General features: G+C 64.3%; 24 protein-coding genes and 1 pseudogene. 20 read left to right on the top strand and 5 right to left on the bottom strand.

All coding sequences use genetic code 11. The annotated features are described in order from the left end of the window. Position 1: 1 nt before the first annotated feature. The 4 genes and pseudogenes from B4400_RS02850 to B4400_RS02835 form a co-directional block, all read right to left on the bottom strand. Entirely contained in the window at positions 2 to 1,258 is a 1,257-nt protein-coding gene (locus B4400_RS02850; protein ID WP_078308510.1) for a cytochrome P450, read from the bottom strand. A gap of 68 nt (positions 1,259 to 1,326) precedes the next feature. Beyond that, entirely contained in the window at positions 1,327 to 1,797 is a 471-nt protein-coding gene (locus tag B4400_RS02845; RefSeq protein WP_078308560.1) for a hotdog fold domain-containing protein, read from the bottom strand. A 60-nt stretch (positions 1,798 to 1,857) separates the two neighbouring features. Then, complete coding sequence (locus B4400_RS25015; RefSeq protein ID WP_078308511.1) at positions 1,858 to 1,974, bottom strand: pyridoxine 5'-phosphate oxidase C-terminal domain-containing protein; 117 nt, start codon at positions 1,972 to 1,974, stop codon at positions 1,858 to 1,860. After that, positions 1,943 to 2,161, bottom strand: a pseudogene (locus B4400_RS02835) (pyridoxamine 5'-phosphate oxidase); the annotation flags it as partial. The pseudogene B4400_RS02835 and the gene B4400_RS25015, both read right to left, overlap by 32 nt. A 373-nt stretch (positions 2,162 to 2,534) precedes the next feature. Between B4400_RS02835 and rpsJ the strand changes: the two are divergent. The 11 genes from rpsJ to rpsQ are packed head-to-tail and all read left to right on the top strand — an operon-like array spanning position 2,535 to position 7,874. Continuing rightward, complete coding sequence (gene rpsJ / locus B4400_RS02830) at positions 2,535 to 2,840, top strand: 30S ribosomal protein S10 (protein WP_003883485.1); 306 nt, start codon at positions 2,535 to 2,537, stop codon at positions 2,838 to 2,840. Positions 2,841 to 2,854: 14 nt separating this feature from the next. Beyond that, positions 2,855 to 3,508 (top strand): 50S ribosomal protein L3, encoded by a 654-nt coding sequence (gene rplC / locus B4400_RS02825; RefSeq protein ID WP_078288398.1) that lies wholly within the window; start codon positions 2,855 to 2,857, stop codon positions 3,506 to 3,508. Between the two features lie 14 nt (positions 3,509 to 3,522). Next, positions 3,523 to 4,164 carry a 50S ribosomal protein L4 gene (gene rplD, locus B4400_RS02820; protein WP_078308561.1) on the top strand — a complete coding sequence of 214 codons (642 nt, stop codon included), beginning with the start codon at positions 3,523 to 3,525 and terminating at the stop codon, positions 4,162 to 4,164. Next, the gene (gene rplW / locus B4400_RS02815; RefSeq protein WP_070909387.1) at positions 4,164 to 4,466 is read left to right on the top strand and encodes a 50S ribosomal protein L23; all 303 of its coding nucleotides are present in this window, start codon (positions 4,164 to 4,166) and stop codon (positions 4,464 to 4,466) included. The genes rplD and rplW overlap by 1 nt, the downstream gene beginning before the upstream one ends. Positions 4,467 to 4,492: 26 nt before the next feature. Continuing rightward, entirely contained in the window at positions 4,493 to 5,329 is an 837-nt protein-coding gene (gene rplB, locus B4400_RS02810; RefSeq protein WP_078288397.1) for a 50S ribosomal protein L2, read from the top strand. A gap of 9 nt (positions 5,330 to 5,338) precedes the next feature. Further along, positions 5,339 to 5,620 (top strand): 30S ribosomal protein S19, encoded by a 282-nt coding sequence (gene rpsS, locus B4400_RS02805; protein ID WP_030096696.1) that lies wholly within the window; start codon positions 5,339 to 5,341, stop codon positions 5,618 to 5,620. After that, positions 5,620 to 6,093 (top strand): 50S ribosomal protein L22, encoded by a 474-nt coding sequence (gene rplV / locus B4400_RS02800; protein ID WP_078288396.1) that lies wholly within the window; start codon positions 5,620 to 5,622, stop codon positions 6,091 to 6,093. Before rpsS ends, rplV begins: the two co-directional genes overlap by 1 nt. After that, on the top strand, positions 6,093 to 6,917 hold the full coding sequence (gene rpsC, locus B4400_RS02795) for a 30S ribosomal protein S3 (RefSeq protein ID WP_078288395.1): 825 nt from the start codon (positions 6,093 to 6,095) through the stop codon (positions 6,915 to 6,917). Before rplV ends, rpsC begins: the two co-directional genes overlap by 1 nt. Positions 6,918 to 6,919: 2 nt before the next feature. Further along, positions 6,920 to 7,336, top strand: coding sequence for a 50S ribosomal protein L16 (gene rplP / locus B4400_RS02790; RefSeq protein ID WP_030096699.1), 417 nt, complete (start codon positions 6,920 to 6,922; stop codon positions 7,334 to 7,336). Further along, positions 7,336 to 7,572: a 50S ribosomal protein L29 gene (gene rpmC, locus B4400_RS02785; RefSeq protein ID WP_078288394.1), complete on the top strand. Its 237-nt coding sequence runs from the start codon at positions 7,336 to 7,338 to the stop codon at positions 7,570 to 7,572. Before rplP ends, rpmC begins: the two co-directional genes overlap by 1 nt. Continuing rightward, the gene (rpsQ, locus tag B4400_RS02780) at positions 7,569 to 7,874 is read left to right on the top strand and encodes a 30S ribosomal protein S17 (protein ID WP_078288393.1); all 306 of its coding nucleotides are present in this window, start codon (positions 7,569 to 7,571) and stop codon (positions 7,872 to 7,874) included. The genes rpmC and rpsQ overlap by 4 nt, the downstream gene beginning before the upstream one ends. 81 nt (positions 7,875 to 7,955) lie before the next feature. Here rpsQ and B4400_RS02775 read toward each other — a convergent pair whose 3' ends face one another. Next, positions 7,956 to 8,807: an alpha/beta fold hydrolase gene (locus tag B4400_RS02775; protein WP_078308562.1), complete on the bottom strand. Its 852-nt coding sequence runs from the start codon at positions 8,805 to 8,807 to the stop codon at positions 7,956 to 7,958. Between the two features lie 173 nt (positions 8,808 to 8,980). Here B4400_RS02775 and B4400_RS02770 point away from each other — a divergent pair, with 173 nt between their 5' ends. From B4400_RS02770 to B4400_RS02730, 9 genes are all read left to right on the top strand, one after another. After that, positions 8,981 to 9,985, top strand: a complete 1,005-nt coding sequence (locus tag B4400_RS02770) for a cutinase family protein (RefSeq protein ID WP_078308512.1) — start codon at positions 8,981 to 8,983, stop codon at positions 9,983 to 9,985. Between the two features lie 6 nt (positions 9,986 to 9,991). Beyond that, positions 9,992 to 11,338 carry an MFS transporter gene (locus B4400_RS02765; protein WP_078308513.1) on the top strand — a complete coding sequence of 449 codons (1,347 nt, stop codon included), beginning with the start codon at positions 9,992 to 9,994 and terminating at the stop codon, positions 11,336 to 11,338. A gap of 223 nt (positions 11,339 to 11,561) precedes the next feature. Next, the gene (gene rplN, locus B4400_RS02760; protein WP_078288388.1) at positions 11,562 to 11,930 is read left to right on the top strand and encodes a 50S ribosomal protein L14; all 369 of its coding nucleotides are present in this window, start codon (positions 11,562 to 11,564) and stop codon (positions 11,928 to 11,930) included. Next, positions 11,931 to 12,248, top strand: coding sequence for a 50S ribosomal protein L24 (rplX, locus tag B4400_RS02755; RefSeq protein ID WP_078288387.1), 318 nt, complete (start codon positions 11,931 to 11,933; stop codon positions 12,246 to 12,248). It abuts the gene before it with no gap. Next, on the top strand, positions 12,248 to 12,829 hold the full coding sequence (rplE, locus tag B4400_RS02750; RefSeq protein WP_078288386.1) for a 50S ribosomal protein L5: 582 nt from the start codon (positions 12,248 to 12,250) through the stop codon (positions 12,827 to 12,829). The genes rplX and rplE overlap by 1 nt, the downstream gene beginning before the upstream one ends. Further along, entirely contained in the window at positions 12,829 to 13,014 is a 186-nt protein-coding gene (locus B4400_RS02745) for a type Z 30S ribosomal protein S14 (protein ID WP_078297704.1), read from the top strand. The genes rplE and B4400_RS02745 overlap by 1 nt, the downstream gene beginning before the upstream one ends. A gap of 122 nt (positions 13,015 to 13,136) precedes the next feature. Continuing rightward, positions 13,137 to 14,654 (top strand): carboxylesterase/lipase family protein, encoded by a 1,518-nt coding sequence (locus B4400_RS02740; protein WP_078308972.1) that lies wholly within the window; start codon positions 13,137 to 13,139, stop codon positions 14,652 to 14,654. Positions 14,655 to 14,702: 48 nt separating this feature from the next. Then, the gene (locus B4400_RS02735) at positions 14,703 to 16,718 is read left to right on the top strand and encodes an acyltransferase family protein (protein WP_078308563.1); all 2,016 of its coding nucleotides are present in this window, start codon (positions 14,703 to 14,705) and stop codon (positions 16,716 to 16,718) included. A gap of 412 nt (positions 16,719 to 17,130) precedes the next feature. Next, positions 17,131 to 17,658: a hypothetical protein gene (locus B4400_RS02730; protein ID WP_078308973.1), complete on the top strand. Its 528-nt coding sequence runs from the start codon at positions 17,131 to 17,133 to the stop codon at positions 17,656 to 17,658. Positions 17,659 to 17,690: the final 32 nt, after the last annotated feature.

Raw genomic sequence — 17,690 nt, 5'->3', positions numbered from 1 at the left:
GTCACCGCAGGGCGTAGCGGATCGGCAGGTGTTTGATACCGCCGACGAATATGGTCGACGTCCGCTCAACATTCCCATCGATCTCGATGGACTCCAGCCGGGGGAGTAGCGCCGAAAAGAAGCTGTTGACCTCCATCCGGGCCAGTGCCGCTCCTAGGCAGAAGTGCACACCGAACCCGAATGCCAAGTGTTTGTTGGGGTCTCGTCCCACGTCGAAGGTGAACGGAGTGGCGAAGGTGTCCTCGTCGCGGTTACCCGAGGGGTAGGACAGCAGCACCGAATCGCCTTCGGCGATGGGTACTCCACGAATCTCGGTGTCGGCGGTCGCTGTTCGCATAAATTCCTTGACCGGTGTCACCCAGCGGATCATCTCGTCGACCGCCAGGGGCATGAGCTCGGGGTTCTCGCGCAGTCGAGCGAGCTGGTCTGGATGCTGCAGAAGTGCTTCCAGCCCACCGGCAATCGTGGCACTGGTGGTGTCGTGTCCGGCGGTGGCGATGATCGTGTAGTACGACGCGATGTCGACATCGGAGAGCGGCTCACCATCAACCTTGGCGTTCGCGATGGTCGACGCCAGGTCACCGGTGGGGTTTTCACGCCGGGATGCGGTGAGCCCGCTGAAGTATCCGAAGAAATCCAGTAGCGCCAGCAGTTGCTCCTCCGGAGTTGCACCGCGCTGGAATTCTGTGTCGTCGCCGCCGAAGAGTTCCTGGGTGAGCTTGAGCATCCGGTCGAAATCCGATTCGGGAATTCCGAGCAGCGACATGATGACGTAGAGGGGAAAGTGCACGGCGACGTCCTGGGCGAAGTCGCAGGTTCCGCCGGCCTCCATCAGCTTGTTCACATATCGTGCGGCCAGCTCGTCGGTGCGGATCTTCATGTCCCGCATTGCCTTTGGCCGAAACCAGTCGGCTCCGATGGCGCGCAGAACGCGGTGTTTGGGGTCGTCGATATGGACAAGGGTTTTGAGCTCGATGCCCATCGCCGCCTGCCGGTCGAGCTCGGCTTCCTGCTCGAGGTTCATCAACAGCGGACGCGGTTCGTTGATCCAGAGCGTGTTGTCGCGCTCGACGTCCATGATGTCGTCGTGCTTGGTGACCGCCCAGAACGGTCGGTAGTTGTCGGTAACGACCTTCGCCACGGGTTGTTCACGCCGTAGCAGGGTCAGCGCGTCGTGCAGACGGGGCTCGTCTGCGTAAGCGGTCGGATCGGCCAAGAGTCGGCCGGCGTCTTCGATTTCGGATAGTGCAGTGGCCATAGCCGGAGTGTGCGCGCGGCACACCATAGATTTGACCGTAACGGCCGAATCGGGCCGCCGGATGCGGGCTAGGCGGGGGTCACCCAGGTGGTGATCTCTGCCTTCACCACTTCCTTGCCGTCGCGGTCGGTGATGCTGATCGGCACAACGACATCGGTGCCCTCGGTGATCGAGGCGAAGTCGAGGCCGTCCAGCTTGGCGACCGCGCGTAGCGAGGTGGTGGCCTTGCCGAGGTACTGCACGTTCATCGCCTTGGGAATCCAGCGATGCGAGGACGGGGTGGTGGCCTCCATCAGCATCCCCATCGCGACCTCGGCCAGGTTGCACGCGGCGATCGCGTGGAAGGTCTTGAGGTGGTTGTAGACGAAGTACCACTTGGGGGCGGTCACCTCGCAGTAGCCCGGCTCCATCCGGTGCACGTGCGGCACCACTGAGGCGAAGTAGGGGACACGGGCCATCATGGCGGCGGAGAACAGGGCGGAGCCGCCGGGCTTGTTCTGCAGACGCTGCCAGATTTTGTAGGTCGGAGATGCACTCACGTCACGTACCTTACTCGAAAGTAAGATGACATCGAACACGCACATCAACCAGCTCCTCGATCACGGCCAGAGCTGCGTGCGCTCCCATCCGTCATCAGTGCGCTGATAGCCGATGCGCAGGTGCTTGCGGTCGGGGGAGCCCTGCCAGAACGCGTGCGCGCGGCGCACCCTGGGCATCGACCGTCGAGATCGTCATGGCGTGCGGCTCCGGTACGCCGGCCCGCGCTGCTTGCTCTATCCACTCGACGAACAAGGGGAGCGGTTCGGCGGGGGCGCCATCGATATTGAACGGTGGGGCGCTGCCGGAGAGGACGGGCAGTGCCCGCAGAAATGAACGCCCTCCGTCGGCCTCCGGCCAGCGCACGTCACAACCTCCTCAACGAATCTTGCACTAGCGTTCCAGACGTCTTCGGATTCGCAGGTCAAGGGCTCCCAGTTGGCGCTGCCGGGTGGGTACAGCAGGGATTTGGCCGCAGCCGCGGGATAAGGCATACTGTTCGGGTTGCCGTGAACCGGTTGCGACGCTCTTTGTGGCGCGCGAACGGGTACGGCGAACTACAGCGCCCTTACGGGCGCGTCGGCCCGGTCCAAGCGACGAGAATTTTCGACGCGGACGACTGCGCGCGAGGGCGACACGCCCGACCGCGGGGGTCGGTGAACTAAGACAGGTAAACAGCGGCGGTATCGGGTTGTGCGCTTCGGCGTGCTCCGGACCAGTGATAGTAGAGGTAGGAAGCGTGGCGGGACAGAAGATCCGCATCAGGCTCAAGGCCTACGACCATGAGGCCATTGATGCCTCTGCGCGCAAGATTGTTGAGACGGTGACCCGTACCGGCGCGAGTGTCGTTGGACCTGTGCCGCTGCCAACCGAGAAGAACGTGTATTGCGTTATTCGGTCGCCGCACAAGTACAAGGATTCGCGCGAGCATTTCGAGATGCGCACCCACAAGCGGCTCATCGACATCCTCGACCCGACGCCCAAGACGGTTGACGCGCTTATGCGCATCGACCTGCCGGCCAGCGTCGACGTGAACATCCAGTAGGAGAACCAGAAACCATGGCAAGAAAAGGAATTCTGGGCACCAAGCTGGGTATGACACAGGTGTTCGACGACAACAACCGGGTTGTTCCGGTGACCGTCGTCAAGGCCGGACCCAATGTGGTGACCCGCATCCGCACCCAGGAGCAGGACGGCTACAGCGCCATCCAGCTCGCATTCGGTGAGATCAGTCCGCGCAAGGTGACCAAGCCGGTCACCGGCCAGTTCAGTGCTGCGGGTATCAACCCCCGTCGCCACCTGGCCGAGCTCCGTCTGGACGACGAGGCTGCTGCCGCGGAGTACGAGGTCGGCCAGGAGCTGACCGCCGAGATCTTCAGTGACGGCGCCTATGTCGACGTCACCGGAACCTCGAAGGGCAAGGGCTTCGCCGGAACCATGAAGCGTCACGGCTTCAGCGGTCAGGGCGCGAGCCACGGTGCACAGGCCGTGCACCGTCGTCCCGGCTCGATCGGTGGCTGCGCCACCCCGGGCCGTGTCTTCAAGGGCACGCGGATGTCCGGACGTATGGGTAGCGATCGCGTCACCACGCAGAACCTGGTGGTGCACAAGGTTGATGCTGAGAACGGCGTACTGCTGATCAAGGGTGCCATCCCCGGACGTAAGGGTGGCCTGGTTGTGGTCCGCACCGCTGTCAAGCGAGGTGAGAAGTAGTGTCTGAGGATTTTTTGAAGATCGCAGTCAAGGCTCCGGGTGGCAAGACGGACGGCTCCATCGAGCTGCCGGCCGAATTGTTCGACGCCCCAGCCAATATCGCGCTGCTGCACCAGGTGGTGACCGCTCAGCTGGCCGCAGGCCGTCAGGGCACCCACTCCACCAAGACGCGTGGTCTGGTGTCCGGTGGTGGCAAGAAGCCCTACCGGCAGAAGGGAACCGGCCGTGCCCGTCAGGGTTCGACCCGCGCCCCGCAGTTCGCCGGTGGTGGCGTTGTCCACGGCCCGCAGCCGCGTGACTACAGCCAGCGGACGCCCAAGAAGATGATCGCCGCCGCCCTGCGCGGTGCGCTGTCTGACCGGGCTCGCAACGGCCGGATCCACGCCATCACTGAACTGGTTGCCGGGCAGGAGCCCTCGACCAAGAGCGCCAAGGCGTTCCTGGCCGAGATCACCGACCGCAAGCAGGTGCTGGTGGTGCTGGGCCGCGACGATCTGACTTCGGTCAAGAGCGTCCGGAACCTGCCGAACGTGCATGTGCTGGCCTACGACCAGCTCAACACCTATGACGTGCTGAAGGCCGATGACCTGGTGTTCAGCGTCGAGGCCCTCAACGGCTTCATCAACGCCAAGAAGAAAGAGGAGGTGTCGGCCTGATGGCAACCATCGCTGACCCCCGCGACATCATCCTGGCCCCGGTGATCTCGGAGAAGTCGTACTCGTTGATCGAAGACAACGTGTACACCTTCGTTGTCCACCCGGACTCGAACAAGACGCAGATCAAGATCGCCATCGAGCAGATCTTCAGCGTCAAGGTCTCCTCGGTGAACACCGCCAACCGGCAGGGCAAGCGCAAGCGCACCCGCACCGGTTTCGGACAGCGCAAGAGCACCAAGCGCGCCATCGTCACCCTGGCACCGGGCAGCAAGCCGATCGACCTGTTTGGAGCCCCCGCGTAGTCGGGGAGTAGAGGACTAGAGAAGACATGGCTATTCGCAAGTACAAGCCGACGACCCCCGGTCGCCGCGGCTCGAGCGTCGCCGATTTCTCGGAGATCACTCGCTCGACTCCCGAGAAGTCGCTGGTTCGCCCGCTGCACGGCACCGGTGGTCGTAACGCCCACGGCCGCATCACCACTCGTCACAAGGGTGGCGGCCACAAGCGTGCCTACCGGCTGATTGATTTCCGTCGCCACGACAAGGACGGCGTCAACGCCAAGGTCGCGCACATCGAGTACGACCCCAACCGCACCGCGCGCATCGCGCTGCTGCACTTCCTGGATGGCGAGAAGCGTTACATCATCGCGCCGGTCGGGCTTTCGCAGGGTGACGTGGTGGAGTCGGGCGCCAACGCCGACATCAAGCCGGGCAACAACCTGCCGTTGCGCAATATCCCGACGGGTACCACCGTGCACGCCGTCGAGCTGCGTCCCGGTGGTGGAGCCAAGATGGCCCGCTCTGCCGGTGCCGGTATCCAGCTGCTGGGCAAGGAAGGCGCTTACGCCTCCCTGCGTATGCCCAGCGGTGAGATCCGCCGTGTCGACGTGCGCTGCCGCGCCACCGTCGGCGAGGTCGGCAACGCCGAGCAGGGCAACATCAACTGGGGTAAGGCCGGCCGTATGCGGTGGAAGGGCAAGCGCCCCACTGTCCGTGGTGTCGTGATGAACCCGGTCGACCACCCGCACGGTGGTGGTGAAGGTAAGACCTCCGGTGGTCGTCACCCGGTGAGCCCGTGGGGCAAGCCCGAAGGCCGCACCCGCAAGCCGAACAAGGCGAGCGACAAGCTCATCGTCCGTCGCCGGCGCACCGGCAAGAAGCGCTAGGAGTAAGCGATGCCACGCAGCCTTAAGAAGGGCCCGTTCATCGACGACCATCTGCTCAAGAAGGTCGACGTACAGAACGAGAAGAACACCAAGCAGGTCATCAAGACCTGGTCGCGTCGGTCGACCATCATCCCCGACTTCATCGGCCACACCTTCGCGGTGCATGACGGGCGCAAGCACGTTCCCGTCTTCGTCACCGAAGCGATGGTCGGTCACAAGCTGGGCGAGTTCGCCCCGACGCGGACCTTCAAGGGTCATATCAAGGACGACCGAAAGAGCAAGCGGCGCTAATGACTACAACGACTGAATACCCATCGGCCAAGGCCGTTGCACGGTTCGTGCGGGTCTCGCCGACCAAGGCACGCCGGGTCATTGACTTGGTGCGCGGCAAGCCTGTCGCCGTCGCCATCGACATCCTGCGGTGGGCACCGCAGGCGGCCAGCGAGCCGGTGGCCAAGGTCATCGCCAGCGCTGCCGCCAACGCGCAGAACAACGACGGTCTGGATCCCTCCACCCTGGTGGTGTCGGAGATCTTCGCCGACGAGGGCCCGACCGCTAAGCGCATCCGTCCCCGCGCGCAGGGTCGTGCGTTCCGGATCCGCAAGCGCACCAGCCACATCACCGTGGTGGTGGAGAGCCGTCCCAAGTCCGAGAAGGGCGGTAAGGCCGGAACTTCACAGGCCGCCGCTCGTGCCCGCCGGGCCGAGGGCTCGAAGGCTGCCGCCAACAAGACCACCGCTGAGGCGAAGGGAGGCTCGCGCTAGTGGGCCAGAAGATCAATCCGCACGGTTTCCGGCTCGGTATCACCACCGACTGGAAGTCCCGCTGGTACGCCGACAAGCAGTACGCGGACTATGTCAAGGAAGACGTGGCGATCCGCCGCCTGCTGGCCACTGGCCTGGAGCGTGCCGGCATCGCCAAGGTGGAGATCGAGCGCACCCGTGACCGGGTTCGCGTCGACATCCACACCGCGCGTCCCGGCATCGTCATCGGCCGTCGTGGCACCGAGGCCGACCGCATCCGCGCCGACCTGGAGAAGCTGACCAAGAAGCAGGTGCAGCTGAACATCCTCGAGGTGAAGAATCCCGAGGCTGAGGCACAGCTGGTTGCCCAGGGTGTCGCCGAGCAGCTCTCGAATCGTGTGGCGTTCCGGCGCGCGATGCGCAAGGCCATCCAGTCGGCCATGCGTCAGCCGAACGTCAAGGGCATCCGGGTGCAGTGCTCGGGCCGCCTCGGCGGTGCTGAGATGAGCCGCTCGGAGTTCTACCGCGAGGGTCGGGTGCCGCTGCACACGCTGCGTGCCGATATCGACTACGGCCTGTACGAAGCCAAGACCACCTTCGGCCGGATCGGCGTGAAGGTCTGGATCTACAAGGGCGACATCGTCGGTGGCAAGCGTGAGCTCGCCGCCGCGGTGGCCGCGCCTGCCGGTGACCGTCCGCGCCGTGAGCGTCCGGCCGGTGCCCGTCCGCGTCGTAGCGGCGCATCGGGTACCACCGCGACGAGCACCGAGGCCGGCCGTGCCGCCGCAGAGACCCCTGCCTCGGACGGTGCTAGCGCGCCGTCCGCAGAAACCACGGAGAGCTAAACATGCTGATTCCCCGTAAGGTCAAGCACCGCAAGCAGCATCACCCGAAGAAGAAGGGCACCGCCTCGGGCGGTACCACTGTTGCCTTCGGTGACTACGGCATTCAGGCGCTGGGCCATGCATACATCACGAACCGGCAGATCGAGTCCGCTCGTATCGCCATCAACCGGCACATCAAGCGTGGCGGCAAGGTCTGGATCAACATCTTCCCGGACCGCCCGCTGACCAAGAAGCCTGCCGAAACCCGCATGGGTTCCGGTAAGGGTTCGCCGGAGTGGTGGGTTGCGAACGTCAAGCCCGGTCGTGTGCTGTTCGAGTTGAGCTACCCGAACGAGGAGACCGCCCGCGAAGCTTTGACGCGCGCGATCCACAAGCTGCCGATCAAGGCGCGCATCATCACACGAGAGGAGCAGTTCTGATGGCAGTGGGAATTTCCGCTGGCGAACTGCGGGAAAGCAACGAGGACGAGCTGATCACCAAGCTGCGTGAGTCCAAGGAAGAGCTGTTCAATCTGCGCTTCCAGATGGCCACCGGTCAGCTCGCCAACAACCGTCGGCTGCGTGCGGTGCGCCAGGAGATCGCGCGCATCTACACGGTAATGCGTGAGCGCGAGCTCGGATTGGCCGCAGGACCCGATAGCGAGGACAGCAAGTGAGCGAGACCAAGAAGGCCGCCGGGCCTAAGCACACCCCGGCCACCGAGCAGCCGCGTGGGCGTCGTAAGACCGCCATCGGTTACGTCGTCTCGGACAAGATGCAGAAGACCATCGTGGTCGAGCTCGAGTCCCGTGCACGGCACGCCCTGTACGGCAAGATCATCCGCACCACGTCGAAGGTCAAGGCCCACGACGAGAACGGTGACGCCGGTGTCGGCGACCGCGTCTCGCTGATGGAGACTCGTCCGACGTCGGCCACCAAGCGGTGGCGCCTGGTCGAGGTTCTCGAAAAGGCCAAGTAAGCAGATACGCAAAAAGCGCGCCGTTCCCGAAAGGGGCGGCGCGCTTTTTGCTTTGGGGGAGTAGCTCCGCGCATTGAGCGTTTAGCGGCGCAGGAAGTCCACGACGGTCTGCTCGAAGGCCTGCTTGGCTTCGATCATCACCCAGTGGCCGCTGTTGGGGAAGATATGCAGTTCGGCGTTGGGGATGAGTCGCATCGGCACGATCGCCATGTCCGGCGGGCTGACTCTGTCATCGCGGCCCCAGGTGAGCAGGGTCGGGCACTTGATCTTGTGCATCATCGCCCAGTACGGCGCGATATCGGCGTTCGCGAGGAACTGCTGTTGCATCGCAAAGGCTTTGGAGCCGTACATCAGCTGCGCGGTCTTATGTGCATCCGGATTGATCGCGGCTTCCCAACGCTCCTCGATGAGCTCCTCGGTGACGACGGCGGGGTTCCACACCATCGAGTTGAGCCAGCGGACCAGCTTGTCGCGGTCGGGGTTGTCGGTGAACTCCTGCAGCAGGCGCAGGCCCTCGCTGGGGCTCGGGCTGAAGATGTTCGGTCCGACACCGCCGATGGTGACGAGCTTGGTGACGCGGTCGGGGTGCTTGATCGCCAGATTGATGCCGACGACTCCGCCCATCGAGTTTCCGACGATGGCGGCGGACTCGATACCGAGGCCGTCCATGAACCGGATCACCGAGGCGCCGGCCGTCAGGACGGGGTGTCCCTGCACGGCATCGCTGACGCCGAACCCGGGAAACTCCAAGACGTAGGTATGGAAGTGCTTGGCGAAAACCTCGAGGTTCCCGCGGTAATTGCGCCATCCCGTCACACCGGGGCCGGAGCCGTGCAGCAAGATCAGCGGCTCGCCCTCGCCGGCCTCGTGATAGCGCAGCACGCCCTGATCGGTGGCCAGTTCTTTCTTGGTGCCCTCGTATGTCACGTCCACCACATAAGAGTAGAACGTGTTTCAGTTTCGGGTGACGGCGGTGCCCGCTGAGTGGGCAAGGCACGCGGGGACTCCGCCACGCGGATTAGGTGCGAGTAAGGGGCCGGTAAGAGTCGTTTTCGGATGCCGCCAACTTCTGTCAATGTGCGGGCAGACCTGTCTACGCTGGACGAATGAACCGATACGTCAAGCGTGGATCGGTCGGGGTTTCGATTTTCGCGGTGTCCGCGGCGGCCGCCGCGGTGCTCGCCACACACACGGAGAGCTCTCCAACCGCTCGCGCGGCGGGCTGTCCCGATGTGGATGTGTCCTTCGCGCGCGGGACCAACGACACACCCGGGCTCGGCGATGTCGGGAAGGCGGTCACCGACGAAATCGTTGATCGGCTCCCCGGTAAGAACGTCGAGATCTATGCGGTCAACTATCCGGCAAGCTTCGACTGGGTCCGTGCCGGCGACGGAGCCAATGACATGAGCTTCCACGTCCAGGAAGTGGCGCGGAACTGCCCGAACACCCAGTTCGTGCTCGGGGGCTTTTCCCAGGGCGCGGCGGTCGTCGACGTGCTGTTCGGTAAGAACGGGACGGGGCTTACTTTCAATAATCCGCTTCCGGCCGATCTTGAAAAGCGTGTCGCCGCAATCGTATTGATCGGGAACCCCAAGAACTGGCAGGTTGCCGGCATGAATCTGGACCTGGAGATCAGGGATGACCAGCGCGGCAAGGTCATCGACATCTGCAACCCCGGTGACGGGATCTGTGATCCGGCCGGCGGCGGGCTGGGTCCGCACATGCAGTACAAATCGGACGGGTCGGCCGATCGTGCCGCCGATTTCGTCGCCAGCCGCCTGACCGCCGTCGCTGCCAGCAGTAGCGCGGCGGCCGCTTCCAGCAGCAGTTCCACGAGCACTTCCGGCGCCCCGGCTTCAACGTCCAAGAGCGCCCAGCCGTTGAGCGGAACGACGACACCGCCCACCTCGTCCGCTGCGCCGGAGCCCTCGTCGTCCACACCAAAGCCGGTAGCGGCGACACCGACGCGAAAGGCGCCGGCGTGGATGATGCCGGCGACCGACGGCCCGGCGCCCGATGCTCCTGCGGCAGTGGCATCGACCAGCAGCATCCCTGCGCCCGATCCAGGTCGGCACGGCCCGCCGCCGGGTCCGGCATCCGGTGGTCAGTAAGCCTGCATGACCGTTTCGACTGCTGACACGCCAACTCCTTCGGGCCGGGCGGACACTCGCCGCGCCATCTGGAACACCATCAGAGGGTCGTCCGGCAACCTCGTCGAGTGGTACGACGTCTACGTCTACACCGTCTTCGCGATGTACTTCGAGAAGCAATTCTTCGATGAGGCCGACCAGAACTCGACGGTGTACGTGTACGCGATCTTCGCGGTCACGTTCATCACCCGGCCAGTGGGCTCGTGGTTCTTCGGCAGGTTCGCCGACCGGCACGGCCGCCGTGCCGCGCTGACCATCAGCGTCTCGTTGATGGCGGCCTGCTCCATGGTCATCGCCCTGGTGCCCTCGCGCACCAGCATCGGAATGGCCGCGCCGATCGTGCTGATCCTGTGCAGACTGGTCCAGGGTTTCGCGACCGGTGGCGAGTACGGCACCTCGGCCACCTACATGTCCGAGGCCGCCACCCGTGAGCGGCGCGGTTTCTTCTCGTCGTTCCAGTACGTGACGCTGGTGGGCGGCCATGTGCTTGCCCAATTCACGCTGCTGATCATTCTGACGGTCTTCGACAAGGAGCAGGTTCACGAATTCGGTTGGCGCATAGCCTTTGCCGTGGGAGGTGTGGCCGCGATAGTCGTGTACTGGTTGCGGCGCACCATGGACGAATCGCTCAGCGACGAACAGCTGGCGGCCATCAAGGCTGGTGAGGACACCAGTTCCGGGTCGATGCGGGAGCTGCTCACTCGGTACTGGCGACCACTGGTGCTGTGCTTCCTCATCACGATGGGCGGCACCCTCGCGTTCTACACCTACAGCGTCAACGCGCCGGCGATCGTCAAGACCGCCTACAAGGACCAGGCCATGACCGCCACCTGGATCAACTTGGCGGGACTCATCTTCCTGATGCTGCTGCAACCCATCGGCGGGATCATCAGCGACAAGGTGGGCCGCAGGCCGCTGCTGCTGTGGTTCGGCTTCGGGGGACTCATCTACACCTATGTCCTCATCGCGTACCTGCCCCAGACGCGGTCGCCCATCGCGTCATTTCTGTTGGTGGCCGGCGCCTACGTGATCTTGACCGGATACACCTCCATCAATGCACTGGTTAAGTCCGAACTGTTTCCGTCTCATGTGCGCGCACTCGGCGTAGGTGTGGGCTACGCGCTGGCGAACTCGGTGTTCGGCGGGACGGCGCCCCTGATCTACCAAACCCTCAAGGAACACGGTCAGGTGCCGTTGTTCATCGGGTACGTCACGGTGTGCATCGCGATTTCCCTGGTGGTCTACCTGTTCTTCCTTACCAACAAGTCGGAGACCTACCTGGACCGCGAGCAGGGCTCGGCGTTCCAGCGATAGAGTGCTCGGCGAGGGGAGTGCGCGAAGCGGCGCGGATTTGTATCCGACCTGCAGGTTCGCCTACACTAGGGCGGTTGTCTTGTGGGTGCTTGGCGCCCGGGGGCAGGTAGGCATTCCCACCAGGTGAAAACCGGGGATGACGCGTGCCCTGGAGACAACATGACCGCGTGTGTCGGGTCGGAATCCGGCACACATCCACTTCCAGGTCACGTAGGAGAGACCAGTGATTCAGCAGGAGTCACGGCTGAAGGTCGCCGACAACACCGGTGCCAAGGAGATCTTGTGCATCCGCGTGCTCGGTGGCTCGTCGCGACGCTACGCCGGGATCGGGGACATCATTGTGGCGACCGTCAAGGACGCCGTCCCCGGAGGCACCGTCAAGCGTGGTGACGTCGTCAAGGCCGTCATAGTCCGTACCGTCAAAGAGCGTCGCCGCCCGGATGGCAGCTACATCAAGTTCGATGAGAACGCTGCCGTCATCATCAAGGCCGACAACGACCCGCGTGGTACCCGCATCTTCGGGCCCGTCGGTCGCGAGCTTCGCGACAAGAAGTTCATGAAGATCGTTTCGCTCGCCCCGGAGGTGCTGTAAATGAAGGTGCACAAGGGCGACAACGTTCTCGTCATCGCCGGCAAGGACAAGGGCGCCAAGGGTAAGGTCATCGCGGCCTACCCGGAGCGCAACCGTGTCCTCGTCGAGGGCGTGAACCGTATCAAGAAGCACACCGCGCAGTCGGCCAATGAGCGTGGCGCGCAGTCCGGCGGGATTGTTACCCAGGAGGCCGCCATCCACGTATCGAACGTGATGGTGATCGACTCCGACGGCAAGCCGACCCGTATCGGCTACCGCATCGACGAAGAGACCGGCAAGAAGGTCCGTATCTCCCGCCGCAACGGGAAGGACATCTGATGACCACCACCGAAAACACTCAGCCCCGTCTGAAGGCTCGCTACCGCGAAGAGATCAAGACCGCGCTGAACGAAGAGTTCAAGTACGCCAACGTGATGCAGATCCCGGGCGTCGTGAAGGTCGTCGTCAACATGGGTGTGGGTGACGCCGCGCGTGACGCCAAGCTCATCAACGGCGCCGTCACCGACCTGGCCGCTATTACGGGCCAGAAGCCGGAGATCCGCAAGGCTCGCAAGTCCATCGCACAGTTCAAGCTGCGTGAAGGCATGCCGATCGGTGCCCGCGTCACGCTGCGCGGAGACCGCATGTGGGAGTTCCTGGACCGCCTCGTGTCCATCGCGCTGCCGCGTATCCGCGACTTCCGCGGCCTGTCGCCCAAGCAGTTCGACGGCAAGGGCAACTACACTTTCGGTCTCACCGAGCAGTCGATGTTCCACGAGATCGACGTGGACTCCATTGACCGTCCGCGGGGCATGGACATCACCGTCGTCACCTCGGCGACCACCGACGACGAGGGGCGGGCGCTGCTGCGGCAACTCGGCTTCCCCTTCAAAGAACTTGAGCAGGGAGCGAAGAAGTAATGGCGAAGACTGCGCTGGTCAATAAGGCCAACAAGAAGCCTAAGTTCGCGGTACGCGGGTACACCCGGTGCAACCGGTGTGGACGCCCGCACGCCGTGTTCCGCAAGTTCGGCCTGTGCCGAATCTGCTTGCGGGAGATGGCACACGCCGGCGAGCTGCCCGGCATCCGCAAGAGCAGCTGGTAAACCTCTGCACCATAGGCCGGGACTTTCGAGTCCCGGCCTATTGGCGTCTCTGTAATGGCCGTGAAGCCCTGCCGGGCTCCACGGCCATTACGCTTGCGGCCGTGCCAGTGAAGCGTGACGTGATGCCGCGGTTGTTGGTTGTGCTGGTTGCACTCGTGGCCGCTGTGGTGTCGTGCAGCCCCACCACGGCCGCGGATCCGACGATCGTCAACACCCGCGCGGGTGCCGTGCGTGGGCACACCGACGACGAAGTACGTGTCTTCACCGCCATCCCTTATGCGGCGCCACCGGTCGGCGCGCGACGATTCACCGCGCCGGAGCCTGTCGCGCCGTGGTCGGATACCCGTGATGCGACGGGCCCCGGCGTCGAATGCCCGCAGCCGGGAGCCGAGAGCGATCTGACCCAGAACGAGGACTGCCTGGTTCTCAACGTCACCATGCCGCGGCACACCCAGGGGAAAGTGCCGGTGCTGGTGTGGATTCACGGCGGCGCATTCATCTCCGGTAATGGTGTCGGCTACAACGCGCGAAAGCTGGCCGCCGAGGGCGGAATCGCCGTCGTCACCATCAACTACCGACTAGGGACGTTGGGGTTCTTGGCTACTCCGGGTCTGTCCGATGTGATCGGCAACTACGGGCTGCTGGATCAGGAGGCCGCGTTGCGATGGGTGCGCGACAACATCGCCGCGTTCGGAGGCGATCCCGGGCAGGTAACCATCGGCGGCCAATCAGCGGGCGGGGTATCGGTGTGCGACCTGATGGTGGCGCCGAGCGCCGCCGGGCTGTTCCGATCCGCGATCATGGAGAGCGCTCCATGCCAGGCGCAGGCCCCGGTCTCTTCTGCCGTCCGCGATAGTGCGGCCTACGCGGCCGAGGTGGGTTGTCCGGCCGGGCCCGGCACCGCCGGTTGCTTGCGCGCACTATCGGTCGACGCGCTGCGGGATTCGCCGCAGTTCACCGGCATAGGGCTGCCGGTGAGCCCGGTGACCGGGACGCCAGAGCTTCCGGCGCCGCCACTGGATGCGTTCACCAGCGGCTTGGCCTCGCCCGTCCCTGTCCTCATCGGCAGCAATGCCAACGAGGCCACGGTGTTTGAGGCACAGCAGTACCAGCACAAGCCCGTGCCGAGTACCGCCGAGGAGTATCAGCGCGTGCTCGAAAGCAAGTACGCGGACAGGGCTGCCGAACTCGCACGGAGATATCCCCTGTCCGGGTTCGGTGGAAATGTGCTCGCCGCGCTCGCGGCGATCGACACCGATAACAGCTACGCGTGCCCGACCCTCGGTCTGGCCGAGGCGTTGGCCAGAAAGACGCCGGTGTACGCCTACGAATTCGCCGACCCTGCCGCGCCGGTAGATCAGCAGTACCGGGACGCGCCGTTGCCGCTGGGGGCCTCGCACGGTTCGGAATTGGGATATCTGTTCGATCTGTCGAGGTCGTTGAGTCAGGAATCCGCTGCCCTGTCCACACGAATGATCCAGTACTGGACACAGTTCGTGAAGACCGGGAATCCGAACGGTGACGGCCAACCTGAATGGCCCAAATATCTATCCGGAGGTGCGTTCCTGCGCCTGGCGCCGCCAACGCCACAGCCGGGAGAAGGTTTCGCCAGCACCCATCAGTGCGGTTACTGGCGGTAGCGGCTGCTCCAGGCGAATCTGGAAACGCTCGTCATCTAGAATCGGCCGGTGGTTGACCGCCGTCGCGACATTCAAGGGTTGCGGGCGGTAGCCGTTCTCCTTGTCGTCGCCTATCACAGCGGTCTGCCCGTCTCCGGCGGATTCGTCGGTGTCGACGTCTTCTTCGTGATCTCTGGATTCGTGATCACCCGACTGCTGCTGCGTGAGACCGATCGGGCGGGGCGCATCAACGTGCGGCGCTTCTACGCACGCCGGGTGCGGCGTCTGCTGCCCGCGCTCGCGCTCCTGATTATCGTGGTGCTCCCGGTGACCGCCGTCATCCAAAGTCCGCTGGGGTCAATGCAGGTCGCGGCGCGAACCGCCGCGGCCGCGGCGTTGTTCGTCTCGAACGCGGTGCTTTTCCTGGAACCCTCGGGCTACTTCGCCGCGCCGGCGGCGATGAATCCCTTCCTGCACACCTGGTCGCTGGCAGTCGAGGAGCAGTTCTACCTGATATTCCCGGGCCTGATGGTGCTGGCCGCCTATGTGGCAACGCGGCGGCGGGCCAGTCGGCTGGTCGTCACGTTCTCGCTGCTTCTGGCGCTGTCGGTGGCATCGCTGCTGCTCGCGATCTACCTGACGGCCAGCGATGGTCTCCCTTTTCACGCGCACAACGCGGCATTCTCGTTTTACAGCTCGCCCACGCGCGCATGGGAATTCGGTGTCGGTGCGCTGATCGCGCTGGGGGAGAGCCGGATACGCCGATGGAGCAGTAGGGCGGCGTTGCCGATCGCCGTCCTGGGTGCGGCCGGTGTCCTGTGGGGCGCCGTCGGGATATCGGCGACGGACCCGTTTCCGGGAATCAACGCGCTGGTCCCGGTGCTGGGCTCGGGCCTGCTGATCGTCGCGGGGTCGGTGTCGGTGCAGCAGCCCATCGGCTGGGTGCTGTCCTCGGCGCCGATGCAATGGATCGGGGACTTGTCCTATAGCTGGTACCTGTGGCACTGGCCGGTCATCGTCTTCACCAACAATCTGTTGAGTGCCGAGTATCGGTGGGTGGTGCCCTGTGCGGGCGTGCTCTCGCTGCTTCCGGCCTGGTTGTCGAAGCGCTACGTCGAAGATCCGATTCGCGCGGGTCGAAAGCTGGCCGATCTTCGGGCGCCGCGGCTCGCGGCGACCTCCGTCGGATTGGCGGTGCTCGTTTCGGTGGTGACATTCGGTGCCGCACAGATAGCCACACCCGCGATTCGTGACGCGCGTGCGCAGCGAGCGGCCCATCTGGATGTCGTCCGAGGGTGCATCGGCAACATGCCGGATGACGAAAAGACTCGTCTGGACTGCCTGTGGCCCGGAGGCGGAGACGTCGATTCGCGGTCGGTCGTCCTTGTCGGTGATTCCAACGCCGGACAGTTCGCCGAGGCGCTCATCCCGGCGGCGACACAGCAAAACCGGACGATGATCCTCGCGACAAACGCCGCCTGCCCCTTCGTTGAGCTCGTCCTCGATCCCTCACCGTCCGGCTGCATCGATTTCGTGCGGGGTTGGACGAGCGCGCTGGCGGCCGTCCGGCCGGGGCTGGTGGTGATCGCCTCCGCATCAAGCGATTACTTCCTGGCCGATCAACATGTCCGCTTCCGGCTTCCTGATACGCAGGAATGGGTCGGCGATGATGCCGGTAAGGGCCGGTTGTGGCAGCAGGGGATGGCGGCTGTGCTGCAGAAGCTGTCGGGGGCGCGGGTCCCCGTGGTCGTCGTGCATACCTTGCCGCATTTCGTGAACTGGGATTTGTACAAATGCCCGGGTTACGAGGTCTGGACATCCCCCTCCCACTGTGGCCGCACCGTCGCGTTGGCGGACATTCAGCGCCAGCAGAACATCGCGATGGCGGCCGAGCAGCGTGCCGCCGGTGGACTTCCCGGGGTGTCCACCGTTGATCTGGGTTCAGCGATGTGCCCGGGCGGCGTATGCCGCACCAATCTGGGTGCGCGCTGGGTGGCGCGCGACGGCGGGCACATCACGGTGGGCGAAGCTCAACGACTGCAGCCGGAATTCACGCGCCTCATCGCTGAGCACGCTCGTGCGTGAGTCGACGAGCACGACGTGACACGCGGTACCCCAGCCCAACCTCGCCGGCCCAGATGATTCCGAGTCAGCAACCTCCTCTGCTGTGCCGGAGGGTGCGCGAGAGCCGAGACCGGCGTGCGTTTCAATTCCGGGTCGTGTGATCGGATACTTTGCTGCCGATTCGGCGCTGTGCGTGTGTCATGCGGTGGGGAACGTTCTGGGGCTGTGGCCTGTGCAGGAGTTCTCTGCGCAGTGTTGTGCATCTCGCAACGAACGGCTGAGTTAGCGACGGTGGTCCAGCTGGTATACCTTTGTGATGCCGCATTGCTGATAGTCCGGCAGTGGCTCGACAAACTCGCTGATCTGGAGGGTTGGGCAGCGAGAGGGGTCGAAGAAATCATGTCTGAGCAAATTATGACGAATGGACACACCGATGCAGGTCTCGCAGGGTCGACGAGAAATCACCAAGGTGCGGTTGCGCACAACCGGCGTGGCAGCGCTCGCAGCGCTGGCCCTTGTGGCACTTCCCGGTGTGGCCAGTGCCGACCCCGAGGTACTGCAGTCCACTGATCAGCTCGGCCTGCGGTTCGAGAAGACCAGCACTCCGCAGCCGGAGGGGGCAACGACCACCATCACGGTGCGCACCGCCGACGGCAAGGTTGTGCAGACGATCTCCGAGCCGTTCAAGGGCTGGCTCAACGGCGCGGCGGTCGAGTTGCGCGACATCGATCAGGACGGGCGTGACGATCTGCTCGTTCAGGTAGACGCACGCGTCAAGGACGGGAAGTGGGCGATCTGGCACGCGTCGGGTAGCAACCCGAAGCTGTCGCGCGTCGGCGTCGTCGACGGGCATCCGGTGCCTGCCGGACCCGGTGTGATCGAGACGGAGACCGAGCAGGGCACGTTCTTCTACACCATCAAGGGCAACGCACTGGCCATCGTGCCCGCGCCTGCCGCGTAGTCTTGCGGTTTGATACCGCCTCGTTAGCCAAA

This window comes from Mycobacterium sp. D16Q13 (assembly GCF_002013375.1).
GTDB lineage: Bacteria > Actinomycetota > Actinomycetes > Mycobacteriales > Mycobacteriaceae > Mycobacterium.
The sequence above is the reverse complement of the archived record's forward strand: the minus strand, read 5'-3'. Positions and strand labels throughout refer to the sequence as shown.